The sequence below is a fragment of the Sandaracinaceae bacterium genome (genome assembly GCA_020633055.1).
Taxonomy (GTDB): domain Bacteria; phylum Myxococcota_A; class Polyangia; order Polyangiales; family Houyiibacteriaceae; genus JADJJE01.
In genome coordinates, this window is record JACKEJ010000006.1 from 116,638 (window position 1) to 139,696 (window position 23,059).

The 23,059-nt window shown below is 70.9% G+C and carries 20 protein-coding genes; 11 read left to right on the forward strand and 9 right to left on the reverse strand.

What is annotated here, in order from left to right; all coding sequences use genetic code 11:
- Positions 1–116: 116 nt before the first annotated feature.
- The 3 genes from H6726_09920 to H6726_09930 are packed head-to-tail and all read left to right on the forward strand — an operon-like array spanning position 117 to position 4,071.
- Positions 117–2,501: a L,D-transpeptidase gene (locus H6726_09920; protein MCB9657952.1), complete on the forward strand. Its 2,385-nt coding sequence runs from the start codon at positions 117–119 to the stop codon at positions 2,499–2,501.
- Complete coding sequence (locus tag H6726_09925; protein ID MCB9657953.1) at positions 2,498–2,797, forward strand: hypothetical protein; 300 nt, start codon at positions 2,498–2,500, stop codon at positions 2,795–2,797. Before H6726_09920 ends, H6726_09925 begins: the two co-directional genes overlap by 4 nt.
- Before the next feature lie 38 nt (positions 2,798–2,835).
- Positions 2,836–4,071 carry a hypothetical protein gene (locus tag H6726_09930; GenBank protein MCB9657954.1) on the forward strand — a complete coding sequence of 412 codons (1,236 nt, stop codon included), beginning with the start codon at positions 2,836–2,838 and terminating at the stop codon, positions 4,069–4,071.
- 9 nt (positions 4,072–4,080) lie between these two features.
- Here the strand turns inward: H6726_09930 and H6726_09935 are convergent, their stop codons facing one another.
- A complete protein-coding gene (locus H6726_09935) occupies positions 4,081–5,499 on the reverse strand; it encodes an AarF/ABC1/UbiB kinase family protein (GenBank protein MCB9657955.1) in 1,419 nt (472 codons plus the stop codon).
- A 115-nt stretch (positions 5,500–5,614) separates the two neighbouring features.
- Here H6726_09935 and speA point away from each other — a divergent pair, with 115 nt between their 5' ends.
- Positions 5,615–7,552 (forward strand): biosynthetic arginine decarboxylase, encoded by a 1,938-nt coding sequence (gene speA / locus H6726_09940; protein MCB9657956.1) that lies wholly within the window; start codon positions 5,615–5,617, stop codon positions 7,550–7,552.
- Positions 7,549–8,274 (forward strand): polyprenol monophosphomannose synthase, encoded by a 726-nt coding sequence (locus H6726_09945; GenBank protein ID MCB9657957.1) that lies wholly within the window; start codon positions 7,549–7,551, stop codon positions 8,272–8,274. The genes speA and H6726_09945 overlap by 4 nt, the downstream gene beginning before the upstream one ends.
- A gap of 75 nt (positions 8,275–8,349) precedes the next feature.
- Here H6726_09945 and H6726_09950 read toward each other — a convergent pair whose 3' ends face one another.
- Positions 8,350–9,630 (reverse strand): hypothetical protein, encoded by a 1,281-nt coding sequence (locus tag H6726_09950; protein ID MCB9657958.1) that lies wholly within the window; start codon positions 9,628–9,630, stop codon positions 8,350–8,352.
- Positions 9,631–9,712: 82 nt separating this feature from the next.
- Here H6726_09950 and H6726_09955 point away from each other — a divergent pair, with 82 nt between their 5' ends.
- From H6726_09955 to tsaA, 4 genes are all read left to right on the forward strand, one after another.
- Positions 9,713–10,954 carry a hypothetical protein gene (locus H6726_09955; protein ID MCB9657959.1) on the forward strand — a complete coding sequence of 414 codons (1,242 nt, stop codon included), beginning with the start codon at positions 9,713–9,715 and terminating at the stop codon, positions 10,952–10,954.
- A gap of 304 nt (positions 10,955–11,258) precedes the next feature.
- Entirely contained in the window at positions 11,259–11,480 is a 222-nt protein-coding gene (locus H6726_09960) for a DUF4266 domain-containing protein (protein MCB9657960.1), read from the forward strand.
- A 25-nt stretch (positions 11,481–11,505) separates the two neighbouring features.
- Positions 11,506–12,726, forward strand: coding sequence for a DUF3570 domain-containing protein (locus H6726_09965; protein ID MCB9657961.1), 1,221 nt, complete (start codon positions 11,506–11,508; stop codon positions 12,724–12,726).
- A complete protein-coding gene (tsaA, locus tag H6726_09970) occupies positions 12,723–13,544 on the forward strand; it encodes a tRNA (N6-threonylcarbamoyladenosine(37)-N6)-methyltransferase TrmO (GenBank protein ID MCB9657962.1) in 822 nt (273 codons plus the stop codon). Before H6726_09965 ends, tsaA begins: the two co-directional genes overlap by 4 nt.
- Here the strand turns inward: tsaA and H6726_09975 are convergent.
- Entirely contained in the window at positions 13,499–14,674 is a 1,176-nt protein-coding gene (locus tag H6726_09975) for a FliM/FliN family flagellar motor switch protein (protein MCB9657963.1), read from the reverse strand. The two genes, tsaA and H6726_09975, sit on opposite strands and share 46 nt — an antisense overlap.
- A 77-nt stretch (positions 14,675–14,751) precedes the next feature.
- On the opposite strand from H6726_09975, the gene H6726_09980 reads away from it, so the two are divergent.
- Positions 14,752–15,663: a COX15/CtaA family protein gene (locus tag H6726_09980; protein MCB9657964.1), complete on the forward strand. Its 912-nt coding sequence runs from the start codon at positions 14,752–14,754 to the stop codon at positions 15,661–15,663.
- A gap of 109 nt (positions 15,664–15,772) precedes the next feature.
- Here H6726_09980 and H6726_09985 read toward each other — a convergent pair whose 3' ends face one another.
- On the reverse strand, positions 15,773–16,435 hold the full coding sequence (locus H6726_09985) for a hypothetical protein (protein ID MCB9657965.1): 663 nt from the start codon (positions 16,433–16,435) through the stop codon (positions 15,773–15,775).
- Positions 16,436–16,653: 218 nt separating this feature from the next.
- On the opposite strand from H6726_09985, the gene H6726_09990 reads away from it, so the two are divergent.
- A complete protein-coding gene (locus H6726_09990; protein MCB9657966.1) occupies positions 16,654–17,631 on the forward strand; it encodes a serine/threonine protein kinase in 978 nt (325 codons plus the stop codon).
- Here the strand turns inward: H6726_09990 and H6726_09995 are convergent.
- From H6726_09995 to H6726_10015, 5 genes are all read right to left on the reverse strand, one after another.
- Positions 17,615–18,307: a hypothetical protein gene (locus H6726_09995; GenBank protein ID MCB9657967.1), complete on the reverse strand. Its 693-nt coding sequence runs from the start codon at positions 18,305–18,307 to the stop codon at positions 17,615–17,617. The two genes, H6726_09990 and H6726_09995, sit on opposite strands and share 17 nt — an antisense overlap.
- Before the next feature lie 689 nt (positions 18,308–18,996).
- Positions 18,997–20,352, reverse strand: a complete 1,356-nt coding sequence (gene gor, locus H6726_10000) for a glutathione-disulfide reductase (GenBank protein ID MCB9657968.1) — start codon at positions 20,350–20,352, stop codon at positions 18,997–18,999.
- 103 nt (positions 20,353–20,455) lie between these two features.
- Positions 20,456–21,145, reverse strand: a complete 690-nt coding sequence (locus H6726_10005; GenBank protein ID MCB9657969.1) for a hypothetical protein — start codon at positions 21,143–21,145, stop codon at positions 20,456–20,458.
- A gap of 63 nt (positions 21,146–21,208) precedes the next feature.
- Positions 21,209–22,330 carry an AgmX/PglI C-terminal domain-containing protein gene (locus H6726_10010; protein MCB9657970.1) on the reverse strand — a complete coding sequence of 374 codons (1,122 nt, stop codon included), beginning with the start codon at positions 22,328–22,330 and terminating at the stop codon, positions 21,209–21,211.
- 74 nt (positions 22,331–22,404) lie between these two features.
- Complete coding sequence (locus tag H6726_10015) at positions 22,405–23,019, reverse strand: YihA family ribosome biogenesis GTP-binding protein (protein ID MCB9657971.1); 615 nt, start codon at positions 23,017–23,019, stop codon at positions 22,405–22,407.
- Positions 23,020–23,059 lie beyond the last annotated feature (40 nt).

Genomic DNA, 23,059 nt, shown 5'->3' on the forward strand with positions numbered 1-23,059 from the left:
GTCACCGGAGACACGGTGAGCGCGTGCCCGCGTCCCGAACGATCGTGGTCGCGACCCAATTCGTCGTGTGATCTTGGGACTTCTCCGTCGGCCCGAAACTTGCGGAGCTGCGCGCCATGGCCCATCTAATGAGCGTGCTGAACCGCCGCCGATCGCTCTCTGCCCTCACCTGCGCCCTGCCGTTGATCGCATTCGCGGCGCTCCCGGGCTGCGAGGACCCGGTGGCGCCGCCCGTGGCCCCCGCGCCCGTCGAAGTCGCCGAGGCGACGCCCGAGCCCGTGGAGCCCCCCACGCCACCGCCACCCCCCGTGCTGCTGCATCCCGTCCCGGTGTGGACGGAAGGGTCTCGGCAGGAGCCCATCGAGCGCGATCGCGCCGCCGAGCAAGGCTACCTGCTCGTCGATCTGGGCGATGACTGGACCCCGTATCTGTTCACCGAGGTGGACGTCGAGGGGCAGACGCCCATCCCCAACGCCTACCGCAGCACCTATCTGGCGCTCGCACGCGGGGAACACCCGGACGACCACCATGGGCGGCGCGCCTCCCGCGACAAGTACCTGGAGCTGTACGGCATCCCGCCCACGCTCGGGCTCCTGCGCCAGCGCAACGTGGCCACGCGCGCCCTGTCGTGCGCGGCGGACATCGACTACGAGCCGCTGCGTGCCTTCGAGGGGTTCATCGCCTACGACAGCAACAGCACCGCACGCAATCAGTCGCGGCGCCACGCCGCGCTCGAGACCGAGCTCACCGCGCTCGCGCGGCGCTCCGGCGTCACGTTGGACGCGCTCGACCCCAGCGCGCTCGGCGGCGCCGACCGCCGTCGCCTGAACGAGTACCGCGAGCGGCACGCAGAGTACGTCGTGATCGACGCGGTGCAGCGGCGCCTGCAGTGCGAGGGGCACTTCGAGGACAAGGGCACGTTCATCCGCGGGGCCATGGACTGGGCCACGCACGAGGCGCTGGCCGAGTTCGAGCGGCGGCACCGAATCTACGGCTGGGGCTTCATCGGTCGTGAGACGCTCGACGCGCTGCGCAAGACCCCACTCGAGAACGAGCGTGACGCCGTGCTCCGTGTGCTGACCGAGCGGGCCGTCCACGCCGCAGGGGTCATCGAAGACGGCAGCGCCGCCGAGGCGCACCCTAGCGAGACGCGCTTCCTGGGCGCCGACGGGCAGCGTCATGCGGTGCGCAACCTCGTCGCGGAGCTGGAAGCACGCGTCGTCGCGTCCTTCGGCCTCGCGACCGCGGAGGACGTGGGCGCGTGGCTCGACAGCCTCGGAGATCTCGGCGGACGGCAGCTGGTGGCGGTGCCGGCCATCGAGCTGCCGGAGTACTACTCGAGCGACATCGACCTCTCGGTGGAGGTCGATCGCGGGGACGTGTGGTACGAGTTCCCCTACGACGCCGAGGGGCGTGAGCGCGCGCAGCCGGTGTCGCGGCGTCCCCACACCACCATCTACGCGCAGTACCGAGGCCAGCGGATCGCCCTGGCGCGCTTCGGGACAACCGTGGGCGGCTGGCGCAGCGACAACGTCGGCGGGCGCCTGATGTGGCGGTACAAGAACTCGCCCGCGGGCCCGCGCGTGTGGAGCCGGATCATCGCCTCTCCGGTCTGGCTGCCCCCGGACTCGTCGCCCCCGCGCGGTCTGCTCGTGCCCGCGGGCGGCGGGCGCTTCGAGGTGAACTACGACGAGACGGGGCCCAGCTATGCGTCGGCCTACGGCCTGGTGGCCGCCTACCACCAGCTGTACTCCGAAGACCCTGAAGGAAACATCCGGCTGGGCGGCGACCAAGGCATCCGCATGCACGGCTCGGTCGACTACATGAGCATCATGCGGCGGCACAGTCACGGCTGCCATCGTCTCCACAACCACATCGCCGTCCGCCTGATGTCCTTCGTGCTGCGCCACCGCCCGCACAGCCGTCGTGGGCAGCAGGTGCTCGGCTTCCGGCGCAACATCGAGTTCGACGGTCGCAGCTACCCGATGGCCATCGACGCGGGCGGCTACGTATTCCGCTTGGAGCGACCGCTGCCGGTGAATGTCCTCGAGGGACGCGTCCTGGGCGCGCAGCTGACCCCCATCGAGCACGAGATCCCCAAGTACGACCCCGAGGTCGGCGCGTACGTGATGCCAGACGGGCAGTGGGTCACCGTGGACAGGCATGGGAACATCACGCCGCGTGAGATGCCGGTGCCGCTCGAGGGCACGGTCGAACCCGGGACCGAGGGCATCGTCGGCGGCCCAGCCGTAGGCGACGCTGCCGACGAGGCGGCCGAGGGCTTGATCTCCGGCGAGGACGATCAGACGACCACACCCGCCGGGCCGGCGCCCTCCGCCCGACCCGCCGCGCCGGGAGCGTCACCCGCCGCGCCCGCTGCCGCGCCCACCATGGCACCAGGGACACCCTCACCGAGCCCCCAGTCGGCGGCAGCCCACGGTGGCGGTGCCTCACCGCGCGCGGCCACGCTGACCACCACGACGCCTCCGAGAGCCCCATGAACACGCACCCCGAGAACGGCGCACGTGTGCGCTTCGAACTGCGCGCCACCATGGACGCGGGCGCGCGCTATCGCGTCACCTACTTCACTCCAGACGGCGCACACGAGTGCGACGCCGAGCTGCGGCTGGCCGATGGCAGCGTCACCTTGAGCGGCGTGCCCGAGCACGCGCCCGAGGGGCTCGCCAAGGTGGTGACCCCGTTCGCCAAGCAGATCCTCTCGGGGCGTCGCGCCGATCCGGAAGGCGCGTGGCCCAGGCGCGTCCTCCGGTGGCGTGCTGAGCGCGCCACCAACTAGATCTCCGCGCCGTTTGCGAATACCCTCGGGTCCCCCCCATGGATGACCCCCACCAGAAGCGTGTCGCGCTCCAGGCCCTTCGCGACGTCGCCGAAGTGGCCGACCCGGGCGCCGTCGCGCTCGCGGGCTTCGACGCGGCCGTCGCTGGAGTCGCGCGGCAAGACGTCGAAGGGGTCTTCGACGCGAGGGGGGACGACCTCGTGGACGTGGTGGTCGTCCCCGATCGCTTCGTGTCTCGCTCGAGCGCACCGCCGCCGGACGAGGTCGCGGGCTTGCGGCACGAGCTCTCGAACGCCATGACGGCCATCGCAGCGTTGGCCGCGCGAGCGGAGGGGCAGGGCACGGCGACCGCGGCGCTCCAGGCGCTGGCCCGCATCCGCAAGCTCGCGGACTCTGCGGGGACCGCACCGTCGACCGTAAGCGGGCTGCGCGTCGGGTCGCGGGAGGTGTCTCGGGACATCGGCGAGATGGTCGACGATCTCGCGCCATTCGCAGAGCAGCAGCGGGTGGCCGTCGAGTCGCACATCGAGCCGGGGCTGATGTCCGTGGTGGCGGTCGCGAGCCTCCGGCTGATCGTCTGGAACTTGCTCAAGAACGCCATCGAGGCTTCGCCGAAAGGCGCACTGGTCACGGTCTCCGCACAGCATCGGAGCGGGAGCCTGCGCCTCGCCGTCGAGGACCGTGGCGGTGGTCTCCCCGCCTCGTTGCGGGAGCGCGTGTTCGAGGCCCACTTCTCCACGAAGGACGAGGGGCGCGGCCTCGGGCTCTCGTTGGTGCATGCCGAGGTGCAGCGCCTCGGCGGGCAGATCGAGCTGACCACGCCGAGGCGTGGTGGCACCTCCTTCACAGTCACGCTCCCAGGTGCGCAGCTGTCTCCGAGCGAGGCGGCGGAGGCGAGCGGTGCCATCAGCGGCGTGGTGCGCAAGCAGCCACTCGCCGGCTTTCGGATCGCCCTGCTGTGTGACGTGCTGTTCCTCGAGCGGGCGTTGGCGGCCGTGGGGGCGACCGTCAGTCACACGACGGCGTCGGCGCTCCAGGCGAGCGAGGAGCGCTATGACGTCGTGGTCGTCGACATGACCCAGGTCCCCTCGTCCGACGCCGTGGCGCTGCGCGCGGCGGGGCGCGCGACGCGGGTCATCGCTCTCGTCCCGGACGATCATCCATGCGTCGTCGACGGGGTGGACGCCGCGCTGCCGAGGGGGTTCGACCTTGGGGAGCTGGCCGCGACGATCGAGCGGCTGCTGCCGGTCGAGGGCGCCGCCAACGGCACCTGAGGGCGCCACTCAGACGGTGGCGCTAGGGCCGCTCTGTGCCGCTTGGAGCTGCGGCAGGAGCTGCATGATCTGCATGGCGATGCGCGGGTCCTGGAACATGTTCAGGTTCGGCGCCAGCAGGCGCGCGTAGCGGTCGAAGTACAGGAACTGCTTCGTGATGAGCACGAACTCTTTCGGGAACCGCAGCCCGTGCTTCATGCCCGTGCGCTGGATGTTCGGGAGCACCTCGCCGTACTCGATCTCGGCCATGGTCATGTTCGTGAGCGGCCCGTAAGCGGCGCGCAGGTCCTCGGCCACCTCGTCCACGTCCAGCTCGCGCCCGTCGATGCTGCCCTTGGACATGTCGATCACGATCTCGGCGAAGCGCTTGTAGTTGCTCATCGCCAGGCACAACAGGAACTCCATCGACTGCTCGCGTGTGGTCTGGTCGAAGCGCCCGACGATGCCGAAGTCGAGGAAGCCGATGCGCCCGTCGTCGAGATACATGAGGTTCCCCGCGTGCACGTCGCCGTGGAACATGCCGTTGCGCAGCAGAGTCTCGGTCCACGCGAGTACCCCGCGCACCAGCTCGGCCTCGGGGTCGTCGAGCGTCTTCATGCGCTCGACGTCGTCCACACGGCACCCGACGAAGCGCTCCATGGTGAGCGCGTGCGTGCGCGTGCGCTCCCAGTACACACGCGGCGCGCACACGTGCTTGTCGGGCTGCGAGTCGAAGATGGCGTTGAACTCGTCCATGTTCAGCCCCTCGAGGCGGAAGTCCATCTCCTGAGTGAGCGTCTCCGCGAAGTCCCCGACGATGCCCGACAGGTTCCCGAGCCGCGCCTCGTGCGACACGCGCTCGGCGAAGCGGGCGGCGGCGCCCATGACGCGCAGGTCGGCGCCGACGCGCAACGGCAGGTTCGGCCGCTGCACCTTCACGACGACGTCCGTTCCGTCGGGGAGCGTGGCCCCGTGGACCTGCGCGATGCTCGCGGCCGCCATCGGCGCCTCCTCGAAGCGGTCGAAGAGCGTCGCGAGCGGCGCGTCGAACATCTCCTCGATGGTCCTGCGGGTGCGCTCGAAGGGCTCGGGCGGCACGTCGTCGAGCACGGCGCGCATCTCTTCGCACAAGGCCTCGGGGAAGAGCCCCTTGCTGCTGGCGATGACCTGGCCGAACTTGATGTACGTGGGCCCGAGGCGCTCGAACGCGAGGCGCAGGGCGCGCGTCCAGGGCAGCGGCTCGTAGCGGCGCGGCACGAACAGGTAGAACACGCGGCGGATGAACAGCCGATCGGCCACCCAGGCCCAGAACGCGAGCCCGAGGATCCACCAGGTCGCCAGCAGGCGCAGCAGCACGCGCCCCACGCCCACGCGCTCGGTGAGGAGTTGCGGGGGGGTGGCGCGGAGTTCGATCGGCGCGGTGCCTCGGAAAGGGTTCTCGGTGTCCATTGGGGCGTCTCGGTGAAAAGGTACGGTCGGATATAGGATCAGTGGCGACAAAAGCGAGAGGGGAATGCTCCGGGGCAGATTCGCGCGTCTTCCTGTGCTAGATCCGCGCATCGCCATGGCAGACGACCCCATCGATGGAACCATCCCACCCCCCGACGCCTGGAGCGTCCAGAAGAGCGCCGAGCTGTATCAGATCGGTGGCTGGGGCAAACCCTACTTCGACATCAACGAAGCTGGGCACGTCTGCGTCACGCCCGACCCGCGCAAGGAGGCGGGCGTCGACCTCTACGAGCTGACGGTGCAGCTGGGGGCGCGCGGACTCGACCTGCCGCTGCTCATCCGCTTCCCGGGCATCCTCGAGGACCGCATCCGGCTCATCAACGAGTGCTTCAAGAAGGCCATCGACGAGTACGAGTTCGATGGCGTCTACCGCGGCGTCTTCCCCATCAAGGTCAACCAGCAGCGCCACCTCATCGAAGAGGTCGTCGAGTCCGGCCGCCCCTACCGCTACGGCCTCGAGGCCGGCAGCAAGCCCGAGCTGCTGATCGCCCTCGCCGCGATGGACGACGAAGACGGCTTCATCATCTGCAACGGCTACAAGGACCGTGGCTACATCGAGACGGCGCTCGTCGCGCAGCGCTTCGACAACACGGTCGTGGTCGTGCTCGAGCGCATCGAAGAGCTCGACATCGTGTTCCGGGCGTTCGAGGATCTGGGTATCCGTCCGACGCTCGGCGTGCGCGCCAAGCTCAGCAGCAAGGGCATGGGGCGCTGGTCGTCGTCCGCAGGCGACAAGGCCAAGTTCGGGCTCACCACGGCCGAGATGGTCGAGGTGGTCGACCGCTTGGCCGAGCGCGACATGCTCGACTGCCTGCGCCTGCTGCACTTCCACATCGGCAGCCAGGTCAGCAGCATCGTGCCCGTCAAGAACGCCATGCGCGAGGCGGCCCAGATGTACACCGAGCTGGTCAAGCTCGGCTGCAAGATGGGCTACATCGACGTGGGCGGCGGTCTCGCCGTGGACTACGACGGCAGCCGCACCGACTTCCGCGCGTCCATGAACTACGGCGTGCAGGAGTATGCCTACGACGTCGTCGCCGCCGTGCAGGACGCGTGCGAGAAGTCCGGCGTGGCACACCCGACCATCGTCAGCGAGAGCGGGCGCGCCGTGGCGGCCTACCAGTCGGTGCTCGTGTTCGATGCGCTGGGCGTGGACCAGCTCGGCTTCGGTCAGCCGGAGCCGCCGCCCGAGGGCTGCCACCGCGTCATCCGCGAGTTCTACGACACGTGGCAGGGCATCCAGCCCAAGAACGTGCAGGAGGCCTGGCACGACGCGCAGACCGCGCTCGAGGAGAGCCGCAGCTTGTTCAAGTTCGGCTACCTGGGGCTGCGCGAGCTGGCGCGGGCCGAGCGCCTGTTCTGGAACTGCGCCGAGAAGATCCGCGCGTGCGTCCCGCGGCTCAAGCAGGTGCCCGAGGAGCTGCAGCAGCTCGACGAGTTCCTGGGCAGCATCTACTACTGCAACTTCTCCATCTTCCAGAGCGCGCCGGACATCTGGGCCATGGAGCAGCTGTTCCCGTTCATCCCCATCCATCGCCTGGACGAGCGCCCCACCGTGAAGGCGCGCCTGGCGGACCTCACCTGCGACAGCGACGGCATCGTCGACGCCTTCATCGACATCGAGGAGGTGCAGGCGGCGCTCGACGTGCACCCCGTGCGCGCGGGGGAGCGCTACCTGATGGCCATGTTCCTGGGCGGCGCCTACCAGGAGATCCTGGGCGACCTGCACAACCTCTTCGGCGACACCAACGCGGTCCACGTGCGCGTCGAGGACTACGGCTACAGCGTGTCCAACGTCATCAAGGGCGACGCCATCACCGACGTGCTGCGCTACTTGCAGTACGACCCGGAGGAGATGATCGAGCGCGTCCGCAAGCAGGCCGAGCGCGCGCTCAACGCGGGCCGCATGAGCCTCGACCAGCTGCGCGCGTTCATGGCGCACTACGACCGCAGCTTGCGCGGCTACACGTACCTCAAGGGCGAGCCCGAATGAGCGCAGAGCGCGTCCTGATCGTGACGCCCACCTACAACGAGCGCGAGAACCTGGCGCGCTTCTTGGCGGGGGTGTTCGAGGTCTTGCCGCGCGCGCACGTGTTGGTGGTGGACGACGCGTCCCCGGACGGTACCGGGGATCTGGCCGAGGAGCTGGCCGCAGACGACGAGCGCGTTCAGGTGCTGCATCGGCCCGGCAAGCTGGGCCTGGGCACCGCATACCTGGATGGGTTCCGCTGGGGGCTCGCCGAGGGCTTCGACGTGTTCTTCGAGATGGACACGGACCTCAGCCACGATCCGCGCTACCTGCCGGACTTCCTGGACGCGCTGGCCGATGGCGCGGATCTCGTCATCGGCAGCCGGAACGTGCCCGGCGGAGGCGTCGAGGGCTGGGGCCTGGGGCGCCACGTGCTCAGCAAGGGCGGCAGCCTCTACAGCCGCACCTGGCTGGGTCTGCCAGTGCAGGACCTCACCAGCGGGTACAAGGCGTTCCGGCGCGCCGTGCTGGAGAAGCTCGCGCTCGAGAGCGTCTCGAGCAATGGGTACTCGTTCCAGATCGAGCTGACCTACCGCGCGGCGCTGGCTGGCTGCACCGTGCGCGAGGTGCCGATCATCTTCGTCGACCGGCGCGCCGGGCACAGCAAGATGTCGCGGCGCATCGTGGCCGAGGCGGTGCTCATGGTCCCCGCGCTGCGCCTCCGCGCGCTGCTTGGCAAGCTGTAGACGGGCCGCGTTCCAGCGAGCACGCGCGCCGACGCGTCGCCTGTGCGCTCGCCGCGGGGCCACGGACGGGCCGCGTCAGAGGCGCACGATGAGGCCCAGCGAGAGGTTCATGGACACGAACACGCTGTCATCGATCAGCCAGAAGCTCGGACAGAGTAGGTCCGCGGTGATCTCGACCCGCTCTCCCAGCGCGTAGGCCAGACCTGCGGACACGCGCAGCACGGGACCGTTGAACGGCAGGAACCCCACGGCGCCCTTGATGGGGATGCTCAGGTCGAGGCCTGGCGATAGGCGCAGGCGCTTCTCCACCACGAGCATCGGCAGGAGGTTGTGCTCGCGCTGCTCGCGTCCATTCAGGTTCGCGTAGCCAAGCTGCAGCGAGAGGATGATGTCACGCCGCAAGCGCGCGCCCAGGCTGAGCTCGATCAAGTGATTGTAGAAGCCATTTCCGTCAGCTCCGATGGCGCTGACGGAGTAGAGCGCCAACTGGAAGCGGCGTCCGGGGGCGTCCATGTCACGTGTCTCACGTGGAGAGAGCGGGCGGATGAAGGGCGCTCCCGTGACGGGCCCCAGGACCAACCCGGGTGTGGGGGCAGCCAGCTGGCTGGTGTGCGGTGACTGGGCTGCCGAGGGCTGGGCGCTGGCGGCCACGGCCCCGGTTGCCGCGCCACGATAGCGAGCGGCTCCAGCGGCGTCCCACACGGTCGGAGGTGGCACGGCCTGCCGCGTGAGCTGCTCCACCACGGGGTAGAGGTCCTCGGCGCCTGAGCTCCCCCGCGCGAAGAACGGGCCCGTTCCGTCGGCGCTGGCCACGGTGAGCTCGAAGATGTATCGGCCGCCGTCGGCCCACACGCGCGCGAACGCGGTTCGGTCCACGCCTGCGCTGAGCGTCACGCGCCATAGGTCGGCGGGCGCGGGGGGGTAGGTCATGCGGGCGTGCTGCGCTGCGCCGACGGTCGCCGCGGCGTCGATCACGGAGTAGCCCAGCGCGGTGAGCGTCTGCCGCATGACGTGTGTGACGTGCTGACCGACGCGGGGGTCGATCCCTCGCGTGGCCGCGTCGATGACCATGGCCGTGCGCGCCTCGCTTGCCGTCGCGGGGCTGGGGGGGGCGGGCAGCTGGGCCGGGTCGCCTCCGGGTATCGGGGCGCCTACGTCTGGGTTGCCCGGCGGGCCGTCAGGTGTGACGTCGGCGTCCCCCGGCGCTGGTCCCGGGGGCGGCGGGAGGTCGGCGCCGGGCGGGGGAGGGAGGTCCGCCCCAGGGCGCTGAGCGCGCGCGAGGCCTGGCACCAGCGCGAGCAGCAGGCACAAGACGGCACGCGCCAGTGACTGCCGAGTGGGGCAAACGGAGATCACGGGCACGAGCATAGCAAGGTCCGCGTCCCCCGACCGCCTGTTGCGGAGGGACGTCGCCTGCGTTCCGTGGCAGGTTGCGGACATGCGTTCCTCGTCGTCCGGCTCGATGGAGACCAGGGTCACGGCGCAGCCTTGTGCCTCCTCGCCGGGCCGTGGTCGCGGCGTCGCTCTCGCGCTGCTACTGCTGCTGGTGGGCGCCTGTGGCGCGCCCTCAGCGGGGGAAGCGGGAGGCGACGAGCCGGCCGGGGAGTCGGAGGGCGACTCCGAGGAGGGGCGCGAAGACACGGAGCAGGAGGGTCCACGCGCTGCGGCGGGAGCGGGCACGCTCGCGGCGGCGGCGCACGAGGTCCCGCAGCAGACGCCGGAACAGGCCTCGTGCGTGGCTGCGCTCGAGGACTCCACGCCGACCGCGCTGCGCGACCTGCTGAGCGATCTGGGCTACCGCGAGGCGTTGGCCGACGCCTGTGCCTCCCAGCGTGCGGTGCGCGAGGGCGACCCCGCTGCGTGCGATGCCCTCACCGCCACCGCGTTGCGGGCGGGCTGCCGGAGACGTCTCGCGGTGCGCCATGGCCGCCCCGACGATTGTCCCCCTTGGCTCGATCGGGGCCGCGACCCGACGTGCCTGGCGTGGGCGGCGCGCGCTCCTGCGCGCTGCGCGGCCGTGCCTGGGACGGACGCTCTGGTGTGCCGTGCCCCCTTCGAGCGCAACCCCGAGCTGTGCCGTGAGCTCGGCGTGGAGCAACTCGCGTGTGAGGCGGCCGTGGCGCGCGTGGGGCCGCTGCTCGAGCCACGCGACCCGCGCGCCCTGCCGCCCGTGGATGGTCGGCTCGTGGGTCACTTCATCGCGGACGGACCACGAGCGGCGACCCCGTCGACCGAGCTCCGCGTCGAGTTGGACCTCACCCACGGGCTCTACGTGGAGCGCCACGAGGGCGTCGCGACGCTGCAGCTGGCCCCTGCGCGCCGCACGCTCGCACACCACGAGAAGCTCCAGCTGAGCCCGTTCCTCGTGCGGCTGGGACCGCTCGAGGACGAGCCCCTACGGGACGTGGCGCTGGGCCCCGACGTGCTCCGGGTGGGCCTGCTCCCGCTCGTGGGCGGCCCTCCCGTGCGCGCGTCCACAGACGCCCCGACCCGTGGTCGCGAGACCCTCGAGGTGCCCGTGGACCCGGGACCCTCGGGTCGCGTAGGTGTGGTGCGCCTCGGTCCTCGGCGCGGAGGCGAGGTCGTCTTGGATGTCGACGTGCGGGTGCCCGCCGCGGGTGGCGCGTACCGCCTCACGGGAGTGCTGCGCACGTTCGTGCGCGACATCGACCCCCTCTAGCAGCCCGTTGAAGAACCCTCCCTTCCTCTCGCTTGCAGCCCGAGGCTCGATTGCCGCCCGCTTCGGTCGCAGAACCGTCGAGGTTCTGCTCCCTCACGTGCGACAATCGAGCCTCGGTTGCCGGCGCACTAGGAAGGGAGCGAAAACGGGCAGCTCGACAGAACCGGCGGCGACCGCCCCGACCTCGAGCCATGGAACAGCGGCCCGGAGATCGACCCGCCGCGCGCAGCGCGTCCGGCTCAGCGGACCCTGATGAGAGCATAGGGGAGTGCCATGGCTTCGCGAGACTGCTATGAGGCTTCCCATGCGTGTGGTGACAGCGGCGTCCCTGCTTGGCCTGGTGGTCTGGTCGAACGGCTGTGTCGTGGTTCCGGCCTACGAGCGTGAGCACCTCAGCCACCCCACGATGCAGCCGACTGCGGACGCGCTCCAGGCGCGCTCCGAGCGCAAGCTGCACCAGTCGCGTGAGGGCGCGAGCGGGGGTGACGCCGAGGCCGCAGGGGGCGGGTGTGGCTGCTCGAACTGACCCCCGCGCCGCTTACGCGCCCCTCGTGCTCCTCGGTCTCCTCGCCGCGCTCGCCTCGGGAGCGAGCGCGGACGATCAGCCCCGTGACCTGACCGATGCCGGAGCGACGGAGGCCGAGGCGGTGGCGCTGGCCGCGCTCGTCGACCCGCCGCGCTTCGTGCTCACCGAGGCGCGCCTGCGCATGACGTACTTCAACCAGCAGGGGCGCGGCTTTCAGTCGCAGGCAGACGCCGCCCCGGGGGTGCCTGGGCGCGAGCGCCTCGACGTCTACCAGCCCGTGTTCTCTTTCGGTATCGACCAGGGCGACGATGTCCACCATACGGTCGTGCTCCCCGTCGACATCGTCACCAGCGCCTCGGCCGACGCGCTGGACGTCATCTCCCGTGCGTCGCTGGTCAACGAGGCGGTCACGCTGGACGTCACGACGGACTGGGCGGCGACCGAGGACGACGGACTGAGCTTCCGTTACGGCCTGCACATCGAGGAGCCGTTCCGCTCGGGTTTTCTCGGCGCGGGCTACACGCGCTGGCTGGCGCAGCGCAACGCCACCATCTCGGTGAACGTCCAGGCGATCTTCGACTGGTTCGACCCGATCACGCCGCAAGGGTGGGACCTGGGCAGCACCACCCGCCAGACCATCACCACGAACGTGAGCGGCACGCAGGTGCTGTCGCCCACCACGCTGGGCGGCGTGAGCTACGGGCTCACGTATCAGACAGGTACGCTGGCGCAGACCTGGAACGTCGTGCCCGTCGCCTGCGCGGACCCGTCACTCTGTCCTCCGCGCGCTGCCGAGCTCTTCCCCGATTCCCGGCTGCGGCACGCGCTGAGCGTGTGGCTCGCGCAGCGCATCCCCGCCACGGGCACCACGTTGCGCGGGCACTACCGCTACTACCGTGACGACTTCGGGCTCGACGCGCACACAGGGCGCTTCGAGGTCTTTCAAGACGCGGGTCAGCACCTGCGTCTCCGCGCGCACTATCGCGCGCACTCCCAGAGCGCCGTGAGCTTCTGGACGACGGCGGTCTCGCCTGCTGCCGTGGACGCGTTCCAGCCACGCACCGCCGACTCCGACTTGGCGCGCTTCGTCGCGCACGAAGGGGGCCTCGGCGCGGTGTTCTTGTGGCCGTCGCGTCGTGACGTGCGCCAAGGACACTTCGAGCTCGAGCTGGGCTACCTCGTCTACGGGCGCAGCACGGGCATGCGCGTGCACGCGGGGACGCTGGGCTGGGCCTTCCGTCGATGAGCGCGCCTCCGTCGCTCACCCTCACCCCCATCGGCGTCGCCCGCACCCCCTTCGGAGAGCGCTTCGACGCGCCGCGGCAGCCCCGCGCCGCGCTGGGCTTCGAGGGGCGCATCGAGCTGTACTCCGGGCGCAACCTCGAGGACGCGGTGAGCGATCTCGAGGAGTGGACGCACATCTGGGTGCTGTTCTGGTTTCACCGCAACGCGTCTTGGCGCCCCAAGGTCACCCCGCCGCGCAGCCCCACCAAGCGCGGCGTGTTGTCGACGCGCGCCCCGCATCGACCGAACCCCCTGGGCCTGAGCGTGGTGCGGCTCGAGCGCGTGGAGGGGCTCACGGTGTTCGTCCGCGACATCGACCTACTGGACGAGACGCCGGTGCTCGACATCAAGCCCTACGTGCCATGGGCCGACGCCATCCCCGACGCGGGCAGCGGCTGGCTCGAGCCCCTGGGCTCGGACGGACGCCCGGTGGACCCGGGGCCAGCGTGGGAGGTCACCTTCAGCGAGGAGGCCGAAGCGCAGCTGAGCTTCCTCGAGGCTCGCGGGGTGATGATCCGCGTGCCGATCGTGGACCGCCTCTCCATCGGGCCGCAGCCGCACGCCTACCGCCGCATCCGCGCCATCGCGGGCAGCGACACGGCCTTCGTGTTGGCGTTCAAGACGTGGCGGCTGCGCTTCGAGCTCGACGGACGGGTCGTGCGCGTGTGCCGCCTGTGCTCGGGTTACCCACCCGCGCAGCGGGCGCTGGCGGACCCGGAGGGCAAGCTGGACGTTCACCGGGAGTACGCGTCGGTGTTCGGCGACCCCGCGCTCGAGTAGGTGGCCGCCACGCGCTCCACACAGAGCCCGACGTTCGCCCCGTCGCGCACCAGCCGCCCGCGCGCGACGGGGCGACCGGCGGCGTACAGCGTCAGGGGCGCGTCGGGGTCTACCGTCAGCGGGACGCGCTCGTCACGCAGCCAGCGCGCCAGCTCGTGCAGGGGCATGGTGACGCGCGCCGCGTCGATCCGGAACGGCACCTCCGCGGCCAGATCACCTGGCGCCTGCGGCTCGGCATCGAAGTGCTCGGCGCGCAGGATGCACTGGTCGGCGACACGCGCGCTCGTGTCGATGCGCAGCAGGGCGTCGTCCGCGTCCCACACCACGCGCGCGATGGGACCCCCCAATGCGTCGCAGCACAGCGCGGCGGTACGCCATGCGCCGCTGTCGGCCCACAGCTCCGCCGGGATGAGGAGATCGCCCGGTTGAAGCGCGTGCAGCGCCTCGCCAGGCAGCGCGCCGCCCGCGATGGTGATGGACAGCTCGCAGGGTTCGTCGCGTGCCCAGCTGGGGAGCGCACCTCGGGTCAGCGCGGCAGCGAGTGCCTCGGTGGGGAGGGGCAGTGCGTCGAGGGCCACGCTCACGTGCGCCCCATGCGCCCGACCGTGCAGCTGGACGCGCACGGCGCAGGCCACGCGAGTCGGCAGAGCCATGTCTTCGGCGCGAGTGATGTTTGCGATGGCGAGGGCGTCCTGGGGGACCACGGCGAGGACGCTGGCAGCGAGGTACAGCAGCACACCCTCGCGCGTTCGATCCAGAGGCTGCACCAGCGCCAGCTCGCTGGCGTCTGCAGTGCCCCCGAGAGCGAGGTCCACCAGCGCTCGCGACAGGGGACCCTCCAGCTCGAGCCAGGCGCACGGGGTCTGCTTGTCGCGGGCGACCAACGTCACCACGTAGCCGTGGGCGTGCGAGGTCCCGGCGTCGAGGGGCGTGGCGCCCCGCAGCTGCACCTCGGTGCGCGCCGCGCACAGCGCGCTCAGGCGCTGGGCCACTGCGGGGACAGCGCCGACGTCCCAGCCCGGCAGGCACGCGCCCAGGCGCACGCGCGCCGCGCCCGACCAGGTTGGCGCCCAGGCCTGCGCCAGCAGCGCTCCTCCCGAACCGACATGTGTGCTCGTGTCGGATGTCACGGGTCTCGTATGACACGCGGGGAGCGTGCGGTCCCGCCGATTTGCACCGCCCTTCGCGCTGCTCCACGGTCGTCCCCATGAGCGATGTCACCGCGACGCGCCTCGAGCGCTGGGCCCAGGGCTTGCTGGCCTACAGCCTGTTCGTCGTGCTCTGGGGTGCCTACGTGCGCGCGAGCTTCAGCGGGGACGGCTGCGGTGATCACTGGCCGCTGTGCCACGGCGTGGTGCTGCCGAACGAACCCAGCACCAAGACGCTGATCGAGCTGACCCACCGCGTGACGTCGGGGCTCGCGCTGGTGGGGGCGATGCTGCTCCCGTGGCTGGCCAAGCGCCACGCCCCGCCCGGGACGCCTGTGCAGCGGGCGACGCGGTTGGTGCTCTTGTTCATGGTCACCGAGGCCCTGGTAGGTGGCGCCATCGTCCTGCTGCGCAAGGTGGCCAACGACCTGAGCGTCGCGCGCGGGTACTGGATGGCGGCGCACCTGGTGAACACCTTCCTGCTGCTCGCCGCGCTGGTGGCGTCGGTGTACTTCGCGCGCCCCGAGCGCGCCGTCCCGCGCACAGAGGGGCGGGTCGCGTCGCGCTGGCCGTTCGCCCTGGGGCTGCTGTTGATGCTGCTCACGGGCACCACCGGCGCCGTGACCGCCCTCGGCGACACACTGTTTCCGGCCGAGAGCTTCCAGGCGTCGTTCGCACAGGAGTTCCAGCCCGGCGCGCACCCCTTCCTGCGTCTGCGCGTGTTCCACCCCATCGCTGCGCTGCTCACCGCGGGTTGGCTCGCGTACGTGGCCGGCACGCGGCTGGAGGACCTGGGGCAGCGCGGCGCGGCTCGCACGGTGCTCGCTCTGGCCTTGCTGCAAGTCGGGCTCGGCTTCGTGAACATGCTGCTGCTGGCTCCCGTGTGGATGCAGCTCGTGCACCTGGCGGTGGCGGACGCGCTCTTCATGGCCTTCGTGTGGCTGGCCCTCGCCGCGCGGGGAGCAAGCTGAACGCGGCCCGGCTGCGCATGACCGCATGTCGGCGTCCGCCCCGAGTGCTTCGGCGAGCCGAAGAAGTCCTTCGTGCACGAGGGAGCGAGGGTGATCCGGTGGGACGCGCTCACGGGGCACGCTCGACCGCGACCTCCCGGCGAGCCAGCTCGCGCTCGATGGCGCGCACCAGCCGCGCGCTGCCCGCGCCTTGCTCTCCATGCAGGGTGGCGACCACGCCCTCCGGACACTCGTCGAGCGTCACCTCGAGCGGCTCGCCCTCGGCGGTGTCCAGCACCAGACGCACCTGCCCGCGTGTCCGCGTCCCGCCCACGTGCATGCTGCGCAGCAGCTCCGCCGCCAAGCGCGAGAGATCGTCCGGTGCGGGTGCGGGTGACATCGCGCGGGCTTGGCTCAGCGGCGCGAAGACGCAGCTCGGTAGTGGCCGGAAGGGCACGCCCTCGGACGCCCCCTGCGTTGCGCTGCCAGCGGCCTCACGGTCGGCGTGCTCGGCCGCTCGGGCCGCGGGCAATGGCGGCGAGTCGTCGTGCGCTGAGGACGACGCGTGTTGGGCCACGCGCGCGTGCCGCGGCTGGGTCAGGAGGGCCGCGAACAGGGGGCTGTCGCTCTCGGGCAGCGGGCTACGGGACGCGCCTGCGCGTGTGGCCGGTCGCTGCGAAAGAAGGCGGCTGGCGAACGTCCCAGCGCGTGGCGTAGGCGCGCGGGGGGCGTGCGCTTGCGCGGGGCGGTCAGGGAGCGCGGCGGCGCGGGGCGGAGCGGGTGGTGAGGTCACGGTCGCGTTGTCGGCGCGGGCCCGCCGCAGTTGCTGCAAGACGCGCGCGGTCGGAGAAATGTCCCATCGACCCATTCGGCGATAATTGCACGCTCACGCATGACACCGCTCCCGCCTCGGGGGGAGTCTGGTATGGTCGCCCCGTGAGCTCGGACAAGTACATCGGTGAGCAGATCGCGGGTCAGTTCCACATCCGCCAGCGCATCGGCGCGGGCGGCATGGGCTCGGTGTACAAGGCCGAGCAGCCGGACATGAACCGTCATGTGGCGGTGAAGATCCTCCACCCGCGGTATCTTTCCCGGCCAGACCTCGTGTCGCGCTTTCGCCGCGAGGCGCGCGCGATGAGCCACCTCTCGCACCCCAACACGGCGCGTGTGTTCCTGTACGGGCAGCTCGACGACGGCGCGTGCTACTTCGTCATGGAGTACCTCGAGGGGCGCAACCTGGCACAGACGGTGCGCGCCGAGGGTCCGATGGAGCCCATGCGCGCCATCCACATCATGCGCCAGGTGTGCGCGGCGCTGGACGAGGCGCACCGCGCGGGCATCATCCACCGCGACCTCAAGCCCGAGAACATCTTCCTCACCACGCAGGGTGGCATCCCGGACTTCCCCAAGGTGCTGGACTTCGGCTTGGCGAAGGTGACCGAGAAGCAGATGCGACCGGGCTCGATGATCCTCACGCGCGAGGGCATGGTCTTCGGCACGCCCGAGTTCATGAGCCCCGAGCAGGCGCAGGGGAAGACCCTCGAGCCCAACTCCGACGTCTACTCGCTCGGCATCATCCTGTACGAGCTGCTCACCGGGAAGCTGCCGTTCGACGCGAAGCAGCCCCTCGAGTTCATCCAGCTGCACGTGAACGCGCGCCCCATCCCGCTCACCGAGCGCGTGCCCGGCATGACCTTCCCGCCGGGGCTCGAGGCGGTGGTCATGAAGACCATGGAGAAGCGCCCCGAGGACCGCTACAGCACGGCCCAGGAGTTCGCCGACGCGCTCGACCGCGTGGCCAACCCGCAGTCCTCCAACCCGGACGTCGTGCCGCACGGCGAGGCCTGGTCGTCGGGGGCGGGCATCATGCCGCACGCTGGGGAGGTGCCGCAGCCGCCCGCCAACCACGTGCCGTGGGTGGTGCTGGGGGTGGGCATCACGCTCGCGTTGCTCGGCGTGGCAGCGCTCGTGTTCACCGCGCTTCGGTAGCGGGCGAGGAGGCCGCTTCGGCGTTCAGTGACTCCGTGTCGGTCGCCGCTGCGGAGGGCGGATGCAGGCGCAGGACGACGGCTCCGTCCAAGATGGCTCGCTCGCGCGGGTCACGCAGCGCCATGCCCTCGCCCAGCTCGAGGAAGCCACGCGCCGCCAGCTCCCCCAGCCCCGCAGGCCGCAGCAGGTGCCCATCGGTCATGGGGCGCGCGACGATGCGCTCCGGCCGGCCTTCGCTCGCGTAGGGCGCGGGGTCGCTCGCGCGCAAGACACCCGTCTGCACGTCCACGTCCAGCAGCGTCAGCCAGTGTCCGCCCACGCGGCTGTAGCGACCAGCGCGCGCCTCCTCGTACCAGCCTACGTGCAGCAGCACCACGCCATCGCGCGTGAGCCCCTCGGCCAGCAGCGGGAGCCCAGGACGCAGCACACCGAACGACAGCCGCGTGGGGTGGTCGCGCACGCCCGCATAGGCCAGCGTCTCCACTTCGTAGCCCGCCGCGTGCACCCAACGCTCCAGCCCGCGCACCAGGTCGAACGGCAGCGTGCCACGGCGCGGGTGGGTCTTCAGGAAGCGCTTGAACGCGAGGTGCCGCGGCATCTGCTCGAGGCCACGATCGGAGATCAGCGCTGGGAAGCCACGCGCGGAGAGCCACACCAGCGCGTTGGTCGTGGCCACGGGACCGCAGTACGAGCTGCCTCCGTGCGGCAAGCCGAACGCGCTCGCGCTCTGAGTGAGGTCGGGCGTGTCGCCGCAGCGCGGGCACGGCCGGTCGGGGTGGACGACCCCGTCGGAGGGGGCCCTTTCCTGGGGAGGCGGGACAAGACGCGATGAGCTCACAGCGTCTTGGCCACTTGGCGAGCCTGAAGGAACCGTCGGTCGCGTCACGGTTCGTGTTTCCCCGACGTCTCTGACCGACACCACGGGCGCGTCCCCACGCACTGGCGCTCCAGTGGTGAAGCCGAGACCAGCGACGACGAGCGCGAGGGCGCCTGTCGCGAGCACGCGGAGGGACATGCCTCCATGGAAGCAGAACTCGGATTCCTTGTCAGCTTCGCGGCGCGCGTTCTGCGACTCGGACTCGGTCGGGTGATAGCGAGACCTCGACGACGTCGACCACGACACCATCGTCGTCCCCAACGTCGATCGGGAGGCCGTCCAGGGTCCTCTTCAACGCACACGAGAGCCGACAACCGAACCGCGACCGACACGCGGTCGTCGCTCGTCGTCACGTGATACTCCCCCGGCACGTCGGACTCGTCCGTCCTGGTGATGGTCACCATGTGCGGCGAAGGGAGGCCCCCCGGCTCAGGTTCGGGCGCCGGCGCGTGCGTCGAGACCTCCACGCCGCACGACCATGAAGGCCGTCAGCCGACCGGCGTGCGCATCGTGACGAGCTCCTCCGCGGCGGTCGGGTGGATGCCAATGGTCGCGTCCAGCTGGGCCTTGGTCGCGCCGCAGCGCAGCGCGACGGCGAAGCCTTGGACGATCTCGCCTGCGTCCGGAGCGACGACGTGGCACCCGAGCACGCGGTCCGTCGAGCGCTGGACGACGAGCTTCATGAGCGCGCGGTCGGAGCTGCCTGCGAGGATGGCCTTCATCGGGCGGAAACTGGAGCGGAACACGAGCACGTCGTCGCCGTGTTCGGCGCGGGCCTGGGTCTCGGTCAGCCCTACCGCCGCGACGGGCGGCTGCGTGAACACTGCGGTGGGAACCAGGTGGTAGTCGGGGCGGACTTGCTGCCCTCCGAACAACGACTTGGCGATGGCGGTGCCCTCGGCCAGCGCGACGGGCGTGAGCTGGTGCCGGTCGATGACGTCGCCCACGGCGAGGATGGAGGGCACGTGGGTGCGGAGGTCCTCGTCCACGACGATCTCGCCCCGCTCCCCCACCACGACGCCGACGTTCTCGAGGCCGAGGTCGTGCGTGTTGGGGGTGCGTCCGGTCGCGAACAGCACGAGGTCCACCGAGAGCTGCGAACCGTCGCCCAGCGAAACGCGGAGCCCATCCGACGCGCGCTCCACGCACTCCACCTGAACGCCCAGGCGAACGTCGATGCCGCGGGCGCGCAGCTGCGCCTCGACGTGCGCGCGGACGTCGTCGTCGAAGGGGGTGAGCACGTGCGGGCCGCGGTGCACGAGCGTCACGTCCACACCCAGCCCGCGGAAGATGGACGCGAACTCGAGGCCGATGTAGCCCCCGCCCACCACCAGGGCGCGCCCCGGAAGCGTCGGCATCGTGAACACCTCCTCGGAGGTGAGGCCCAGCTCAGCGCCCGGGATGTTCGGCCTGGTCGGCCGTCCCCCAGTCGCAATCAGGATGGTCTCGGCGGTGTAGCGCTCGCCCCCGACCTCCACCGTGTGTGCGTCGACGATGCGCCCGCGGCCGCGGTGGATGGTCGCGCCCGGCCCTGTCAGCAGCGACTCGTAGATGCCGTTGAGCCGCGCGATCTCGGCGTCCTTGTTGCGTACCAGCGTCGGCCAGTCGAACGACAGCGTGGGCACGGTGTAGCCGAAGCCCGAGGCGTCGCGAAACGCGGCGCCGAACTCGCTGGCGTAGACGAAGAGCTTTTTCGGGACGCAGCCCACGTTGACACACGTCCCGCCCATGTACTGCTCCTCGCATACGCCGACGCGGGCGCCCATCGCCGCCGACAAGCGCGCGGCGCGCACCCCGCCCGAGCCTGCACCGATGACGTAGAGATCGAAGTCGTACATGGACATGGTCAGCGCAGTCGGCGCAGTGCCTCTTCCGTTTCAGATGCTGCCCGTGGAGCACCCACGCGAGCGTTTGGTGACGACCACGAGCGCGATGACAGGGGCGGCGTCAAAACGCGCAGTAGTCGATGAGCCACTCTTCGGAGTCGTGGTCGAGCACGCGCTCGTGCAGGAGGCTCAGCGCGCCGGCTGACGGTACGGCCACGTACACCTCGCGCTGCCCATCGGCGACCAGCATCACGAAGCGGCGGTCGAAGTCCGAGCGGGCGAGCAGGCCGTTCACGGCGCCCACCAGGCCGCGCACGCTGACGGTCTCCACCAGCTCGAACGAGCGCAGGTCGATGTCGTTCTCGCCCAGCTCTTCGTCGTAGTCGTCGGTGACGGCGCTCAGGTGCTCTCCACAGCGCAGCACGAGCGGGCCCTCCTCACCGCCGCCGATGCGCTCTAGGTGGATGGTGTCCACCTCCGGCACCAGCTGGTTCAGTCGCTCGACGACGCCGTGGGCGTCCACCAGGTCGTCGTTCTTGTGCAGGAGGAAGCGGTCGGCGCGTACGCGCCGCGCGGCAGCGTCGTCATCGCCAGCGGCTTCGTAATAGCGCACGAGCAGATCGATGCGGCTCGTCTCGAGGTCTTGCGGCCCCTGCTTGAGCACCTCGGCCAGCACCATCATCAGGGGAGCCGTCAGCTCGTGAACCAAGCCCGCGTGCTTCAACAGCTCGACGTACGCCTCGTCCACCCCGTCAGGGGCGGTCACGTGCGTCCCCAGGTCGGAACTGGGGGTCTCCGCCGGAGTGGACATATCCTATCGTTTTACACCGTGTTTCCACCGGATTACCACAAAAAGCTTCCCCGCGCGGTGCCCTCACCCATCGCACAAGGGTCGCTGCAGCGTGCTCGTGTCCGGTCGGAGGCGGATGGGGAGGGCCACGTCGACGAAATCGCCCTCGGTGGGGGCCGGGAACACCACCCCGCGGACCACGCTCAGGACACACGTGCGGAGGGTGGGGTCACCCAGCTCGTCGGTCGCAGCGCACGCCTCCGTGACACGACCCTGTGGGCCGATGCGCGTGAGCACTCGGATGCGTCCCCCGCGAGCGGCGTCGCCACGCGCGAACTCGAAGCAGCGCATGGCTCCCTCGCTCATGCTGTCCAGGCGTGCGCGGATGGCGTCTGCGCCGAGGGTGCCGAGGCGCTGGTCGGCCGGTGGAGGCGGGAGCGCACCCGCAGCACAGAGACCGTGTGTGCTCGGGTCCGCGGCCGGAGGCGAGGGCAGCCGCACCCCCGCCTCGAGCGCGACGGCCAGCACCACGGTCGCGCTCCCGGGGACCTGGCCGAGCGCCAGGCGCAGCGTGCTGAGGGGCACGCGCCCCTCGGCCGTGACCACCACCGCCGCCGCCCCTTCGGCCACGACGGGAAGATGCTCATGCAGCCGGTCGACGGGGAAGGGTCCCGCGTGTCGAGGGGCGACGCCCGTGTCGGTGCGGCGCAGGTGGGCCCCCTCCCGCGCGAGCACCACCACCGCCAAGTGACCCGCAGCGGGTGGCGGTGTGGTGTTGAGTCCCACCAGGGCCAGGCCGCTGCTCGCGCCGTGTTGTGCCCAGCGCGTCAGGACGACCGCAGTCTCCCGTGGATCGTCCAGCCGGCTCCCGAGCTCGGCGGGCGCATCTGGGATGGGGTGTACCGCGCTCGCCAAGTCCGCCTCCAAGACGAACGGCGCGAGCTCCCCGCCGCGCAACAGGCAGCCGGCCGCGCTCTCGCTCTGGGCCAGCCCGTCCAGGGCGCGCACGGCGGCGACGAGGTCTGCGAAGGTGGCGGCCGCGCTCAACTGGCGTGGGCTGGGCTCGGGCGTCTCGGTGGGCGCGTCATGGTCGTCGGTGCGCGGGCGCTCGGCGCGGTCCGCCGTGGTCTCTCGGGGCGTCGTCTCGGGCGGAGACCCACCGCCGGCACAGCCTGTCGCCAGCAGCGCCGCACAGCAGAGCGCCAACCGCGGGCGCAGCGTCTCGGATGGGCCGCCGCGAGATGCACCTGCTCCGTAGGAAGAGCGCGTCTCCACTGGCCTCACGCCGGTTGCGCCTGTTCTGGAAGCGCGATGGCTGCCTCGCGCAGGAGCGCGCTCCACAGCCGCTCGCGGCCCTCGCCCGTCTCCGAGCTATACCCGAACACGCGCGCGGGCGCGGCGCTCTGCACGGCCTTGAGCGCCAGCTTGCGTTGGCTGGCGGGGAGCTTGTCGAGCTTGGTGGCCACCAGCACGGCCCGCACACCGACGTGGTCCAGGAATTCGAGCAGCTGCGCGTCCTCCTCTTCGACACCGCGGCGCACGTCCACGATGATCACCACGGCGCGCAGCCCGGGCCGCTGACTGAGGAAGTCCTCGATGAGCACGCCCCAGCTGCGCTTCTCGCCCTTGCTCCGTTTGGCGAAGCCGTAGCCGGGGAGGTCCACCAGATCGAATTCGGCTCCGCCACCGAGGGACAGCCGAAAGATGTTGATGGCGCGCGTGCAGCCCGGGGTGCCGCTGGTGCGCACGAGCTTCTTCCGCTCGACCAGGCTGTTGATCAGGCTCGACTTGCCCACGTTCGAGCGCCCTGCGAACGCGATCTCGGCGAACGCGGGGGCAGGGAGCTGCGCGTAGCTCGTGGCGCCTGCTACGAATCGAGCGTCGAGGATCTGCACCCCGACGTTGTAGCGACATCGGGCCTCGCGCGCCACGCGG

What these genes read in the sequence shown, in the direction of transcription:
- H6726_09935 (MCB9657955.1), bottom strand. Translation starts at nt 5,499, where the DNA reads ATGGACACCGAGAACCCTTTCCGAGGCACCGCGCCGATCGAACTCCGC.
- gor (MCB9657968.1), bottom strand. Translation starts at nt 20,352, where the DNA reads ATGTCCATGTACGACTTCGATCTCTACGTCATCGGTGCAGGCTCGGGC.
- H6726_09920 (MCB9657952.1), top strand. Translation starts at nt 117, where the DNA reads ATGGCCCATCTAATGAGCGTGCTGAACCGCCGCCGATCGCTCTCTGCC.
- H6726_09955 (MCB9657959.1), top strand. Translation starts at nt 9,713, where the DNA reads ATGCGTTCCTCGTCGTCCGGCTCGATGGAGACCAGGGTCACGGCGCAG.
- H6726_09980 (MCB9657964.1), top strand. Translation starts at nt 14,752, where the DNA reads ATGAGCGATGTCACCGCGACGCGCCTCGAGCGCTGGGCCCAGGGCTTG.
- H6726_09945 (MCB9657957.1), top strand. Translation starts at nt 7,549, where the DNA reads ATGAGCGCAGAGCGCGTCCTGATCGTGACGCCCACCTACAACGAGCGC.
- tsaA (MCB9657962.1), top strand. Translation starts at nt 12,723, where the DNA reads ATGAGCGCGCCTCCGTCGCTCACCCTCACCCCCATCGGCGTCGCCCGC.
- H6726_10005 (MCB9657969.1), bottom strand. Translation starts at nt 21,145, where the DNA reads ATGTCCACTCCGGCGGAGACCCCCAGTTCCGACCTGGGGACGCACGTG.
- H6726_09990 (MCB9657966.1), top strand. Translation starts at nt 16,654, where the DNA reads ATGGGCTCGGTGTACAAGGCCGAGCAGCCGGACATGAACCGTCATGTG.
- speA (MCB9657956.1), top strand. Translation starts at nt 5,615, where the DNA reads ATGGCAGACGACCCCATCGATGGAACCATCCCACCCCCCGACGCCTGG.
- H6726_09925 (MCB9657953.1), top strand. Translation starts at nt 2,498, where the DNA reads ATGAACACGCACCCCGAGAACGGCGCACGTGTGCGCTTCGAACTGCGC.
- H6726_09960 (MCB9657960.1), top strand. Translation starts at nt 11,259, where the DNA reads ATGCGTGTGGTGACAGCGGCGTCCCTGCTTGGCCTGGTGGTCTGGTCG.
- H6726_09930 (MCB9657954.1), top strand. Translation starts at nt 2,836, where the DNA reads ATGGATGACCCCCACCAGAAGCGTGTCGCGCTCCAGGCCCTTCGCGAC.